Raw genomic sequence first — 2,174 nt, forward strand, 5'->3', positions numbered from 1 at the left:
CGCGGCCCGGGTGGTAGTACGGCGGGAGGCCGTCCACGGGCGGCGCGGGCCGGGTCGGGCCGGGGGCGGCGAGCTGGAGGTGGCCGTGGCCGTCCGGCAGGGCGGCGCGGACGGCCCCGGCGGCCTCGGCCGGGTCGGGGGCGGTCACCTGGAGGGTGGACTCGCCGATCCGCAGGACGGCGCCGGGCTCCAGCGGGACGGCGGCCTCCGGCGCGCCGGGCGGGACGAGCCGGCCGTCCAGGGCGGTGCCGTTGGTGGAGCCGAGGTCGCGGACGGAGACCCGGCCGTCCTCGGCGAGGTGCAGGGAGAGGTGCAGCCGGGAGACGTCCGGGTCGTCGAGCGGGACGTCGGCCTCGGCGGAGCGGCCGACCCGGATCTCCCGGCCGTGCAGCCGGTGCACCCCGCCGGCGTCGGGGCCGCCGACCACCCGCAGTTCGGCGGCCGCGGGGGTGTCGTCGGGGTCGTCGGCGGTCGGGTCGGGTTCGTTCAGGCTGAGTACGGCGCCGTCGAGCAGCGGCGGGTGGCCGAGCAGGGTGTGCTCGTCGACCCGGTGCGCCCCGGCGTAGAGGTGCACGTGGGTGGCGGCCCGCGGCCCGCGGACGCCCACGGCGCCGGCGAGCGCGCCCGCGATGGCGCCGAGTGCGGTGCCGACGGGCGCGGTGACCAGCACGTCCACGTAGGGGATGGCGGAGCCGGCGGCGGACGGGCCGCTGCGCGGTCGGAGGACGGTCAGCCGGATCTGCATCTCGCCCGCGGGTCCCTTCTGCTGGTGTGGAGCCTGGTACCGCTGCCCGGTCCCGTGGGCACCGTTGGGCCACACGAGTGGCGAGTGTCCATCCTGCCATCCGTCGAGGACGGTCCGCGCACCGTACCGGATTTGACGATCTTGCGATCATCGCCGTGGCGGGGGCGACGGAGGGTCAGGTCGACCGGCCCTTCGCGGGGTGCCCGGGACCTTCCCTAGGGGATGTCCCCCAACCCTTCCCCAGACCGTACGGATGGCCTACCGGTCACCTCAAAAACCCGAACGGACACCGTTAGAGTGGCCGCAGACACGGGCCCGGCAGGCTCACCGCACCGGCGGAGGAGCGCCCCGCGCGGGCGGCACGGCGAGGAGTGCGACAGGTGCGGCCAGTCGGCAGCAAATATCTGCTGGATGAGACCCTCGGGCGGGGTGCGACCGGGACCGTCTGGCGCGGCGTGGTGCGCGAGGACGTCCAGGTGCCGGGCTGCGTGCCCGGGCAGCGGGTGGCGATCAAGGTGCTGCGCGAGGAGCTGGCCGCCGACCCGGACGTGGTGATGCGCTTCCTGCGCGAGCGCTCGCTGCTGCTGCGGCTGACCCACCCCAACATCGTCCGGGTCCGCGACCTGGTCGTCGAGGGCGAGCTGCTGGCCCTGGTGATGGACCTGGTGGAGGGCCCCGACCTGTCCCGCTACCTGCGCGCCAACGGCCCGTTCAGCCCGATCGCGGGCAGCCTGCTGATGGCCCAGGTGGCGGACGCGCTGGCGGCCAGCCACGCGGACGGGATCGTCCACCGCGACCTCAAGCCGGCCAACGTGCTGCTCGCCTCCACCGTGGTGGACGGCGCCGAGCGGATGCACCCGCTGCTGACCGACTTCGGCATCGCCCGGCTGGCCGACTCCCCGGGCGTCACCCGCACCCACGAGTTCGTCGGCACCCCCGCCTACGTCGCGCCGGAGTCCGCCGAGGGCCGTCCGCAGACCTCCGCGGTGGACGTGTACGGCGCCGGGATCATGCTGTACGAGCTGGTCACCGGTCGCCAGCCGTTCCAGGGCGACAGCGCGCTCGCCGTGCTCCAGGCCCACCTGGCCCAGGAGCCGCAGCGGCCCAGCACCATGCCCGAGCCGCTCTGGACGGTGATCGAGCGCTGCCTGCGCAAGGACCCGGCCCAGCGGCCCGGCGCCACCTCGCTGGCCCACGCGCTGCGGGTGGTCGCGGCCGGCGTCGGCGTGCACGCCTCCCCGGCGGCGGTGGACGAGGCGCTGGCGGTCGGCGCCCTGCTGCTGCCGGACCCGCAGCCGACCGCCGTCCCCTCCACCGCGTCGCCGCTGCCGCCCGCCGCGGTGCCGCCCGCCGCGGTGCCGGGCGCCATGGCCATGGGCGCCGTGGGCACCGGCGCCGCCCCGGGTGCCGACGACCGCACCCAGGTGCT

2 protein-coding genes are annotated in these 2,174 nt (G+C 76.5%); one reads left to right on the top strand and one right to left on the bottom strand.

The window, feature by feature from the left end:
- Positions 1-745, bottom strand: a 745-nt coding sequence (locus tag ABZW03_RS40140; RefSeq protein ID WP_355269730.1) for an FHA domain-containing protein, incomplete at its 3' end; no start/stop codon positions are given.
- Between the two features lie 380 nt (positions 746-1,125).
- Between ABZW03_RS40140 and ABZW03_RS40145 the strand changes: the two genes are divergently transcribed.
- The coding region (locus tag ABZW03_RS40145) for a serine/threonine-protein kinase (protein ID WP_355269732.1) at positions 1,126-2,174 on the top strand (1,049 nt) is incomplete at its 3' end.

Source organism: Kitasatospora sp. NPDC004799 (assembly GCF_040609095.1).
Taxonomy (GTDB): domain Bacteria; phylum Actinomycetota; class Actinomycetes; order Streptomycetales; family Streptomycetaceae; genus Kitasatospora.